The sequence below is a fragment of the Rhizobacter sp. P3_C12 genome (assembly GCF_056402735.1).
In genome coordinates this window covers 1-1,724 of the sequence record NZ_JBFUGW010000546.1, presented here as the reverse complement: position 1 = coordinate 1,724, position 1,724 = coordinate 1, and the positions used below count along the sequence as shown (strand labels likewise).

The window sequence follows — 1,724 nt, the reverse complement described above, 5'->3', positions numbered from 1 at the left end:
CACCCTTCCCTTGCAGCCGCTCGGGCCGCAATGCGTTCTGTCGGTTCATGTGGAGGTGCGGGCGTCAGGCCCGCAGGTTGGAGGCGTCGGCCAGGCGGCCCTCGCGTTGGGCGTGGTCGCTCTGGCAGTCGGGGTCGCAGTAGCGCGTGGCCGGGTCACAGCGTTCGTCGCAGTTGGCGCAGGTGCCCAGCGGCATCGCCACCAGGGCCCGCGCCTGGGCCTCCTGTTCGGCGCGCAGGCGCTGGCGGACCAGGGCCGCCTGCAGGTAGGCCGCTTCGCTGACGCTGATGAGGTCGTCTTCGCCCGCGCGCTCCAGCGTGTCGCGGCCGTCGTGSACGGTGATCWGGCCGSCGCGCATCAGCACACCTCCCGGAACGTCTTGGGCCGGCTGCGCTCGTTGCGCAGCCTCAGGGTGGTSAGCACSGCCTGGATGGCTGCCACCAGTTCGGTGGCTTCGCTATCGACACGGCGCAGTTCGTTGTCSGAGACRGCRCCGTCGGCMGTCACCTCGCTGACCTCGCTGATCAGCTCGGCGAACTCRCGSGCCACGCGCGTCACGCTCCGGAACGTGTCGTCGTCATCGTTGTCCGAGCACGCCGGCAGCGGCACCACCATGCARTGGCASGCCATCGCGAAGGCRTTCAGGATGCTGTGGTTCTTCGTCAGCARCGTSAGCTTGAGCGCKTCGGCCAGGCCGAGCTTGGCGGTTGCRTAGTTGGGGTCGACCTCGTGGTTCAGCGTCGACGTGCTCTTGCCGAGCARYGGSGCGAGTGCMGWRGTGCCGCCCGGGTGRTCGTGCACGAGGTTGAAGGCTGCGGTTTGGACATTCATGGCATGGGCCGTTTGAAGGGGCTATGGATGGACCGCGCACTGGTAGCCATACTGCGCACCAATGAGCGCACGAGAGAGAAACTGATGAGCGAGAAGAAGACGGACGGGCTGAGCGTGGAAATGGTGTTTGCGCAGGTGAGCGTCGAGTTCACCGAGATCGCGTCGCCGATGGGGCCGATGGGTGCGCTGCAGGTGACGCTGACTGCACCAGCAGGCCAACCCCCTGCCACACTGGTACTCGGCGTACCGGCTGCGCGCCAGCTCGCAGCAGTGCTGCGAGAAGCGCTGTCTCTTCACACTGCCCGGCCGCCCTCGCCTGGAGAAGCACTGCAGTAGATTCAGCCTGAGTCAGCATGCGCGCTGCTCAGAGGTGCGGATCACACCTTCTGGGCCGTCATTCGAATTCGCTGTTTGGTGCGAGACCGGAAACCAGTGGGGCCTGAGGCAGCGAAGTTGCCAGACCCGGGATCGCGGAAGCCACTCGCCCCATTGGCTGACTGCAGATGACGAGATCCCGAAAATCTCTGCGAGGGGCTTCACCCCGTTGGCCAGTTTGATGGCCTCAGACTTAGCAAGTTGGGCTTTCATAGCGCACTAGCTTAGCACACTGAGTGTTTATTTAGCAAGCACGCTAAGCGAACTATGTGCGTTAATTTCGCTTAACTATTTTCATCGAGAAAAATGAGCAGCCTCGCCGATCGAATCAAGGAAGCAATGGAAGGCGCCGGACTCCGGCCCGCCGACCTCGCTCGCGCCACCAAGAAGACCTCAGGCGCCGTTGCAATGTGGCTTGGCGGAGGGATTAAGAGCCTGAAAGCTGACAGTGCGGCAGCAATCGAGTCCGCGACGGGCTACAGCGCCGATTGGATAGTCACCGGGAAGCCGCCCAAGAG

The 1,724-nt window shown here is 64.1% G+C and carries 4 protein-coding genes and 1 pseudogene; 2 read left to right on the top strand and 3 right to left on the bottom strand.

All coding sequences use genetic code 11. The features are described 5' to 3' along the window. Window positions 1–64: 64 nt before the first annotated feature. Both AC1DXV_RS34340 and AC1DXV_RS34335 read right to left on the bottom strand, forming a co-directional pair. Entirely contained in the window at window positions 65–358 is a 294-nt protein-coding gene (locus AC1DXV_RS34340; RefSeq protein ID WP_477938009.1) for a hypothetical protein, read from the bottom strand. Continuing rightward, window positions 358–831: a phage regulatory CII family protein gene (locus AC1DXV_RS34335; protein ID WP_477938008.1), complete on the bottom strand. Its 474-nt coding sequence runs from the start codon at window positions 829–831 to the stop codon at window positions 358–360. Before AC1DXV_RS34335 ends, AC1DXV_RS34340 begins: the two co-directional genes overlap by 1 nt. 27 nt (window positions 832–858) lie before the next feature. On the opposite strand from AC1DXV_RS34335, the gene AC1DXV_RS34330 reads away from it, so the two are divergent. After that, entirely contained in the window at window positions 859–1,167 is a 309-nt protein-coding gene (locus tag AC1DXV_RS34330; RefSeq protein WP_477938007.1) for a hypothetical protein, read from the top strand. 12 nt (window positions 1,168–1,179) lie between these two features. Here the strand turns inward: AC1DXV_RS34330 and AC1DXV_RS34325 are convergent, their stop codons facing one another. Then, window positions 1,180–1,419, bottom strand: coding sequence for a Cro/CI family transcriptional regulator (locus AC1DXV_RS34325; protein WP_477872412.1), 240 nt, complete (start codon window positions 1,417–1,419; stop codon window positions 1,180–1,182). A 93-nt stretch (window positions 1,420–1,512) separates the two neighbouring features. Here AC1DXV_RS34325 and AC1DXV_RS34320 point away from each other — a divergent pair. Beyond that, window positions 1,513–1,724, top strand: a pseudogene (locus AC1DXV_RS34320) (LexA family protein); the annotation flags it as partial.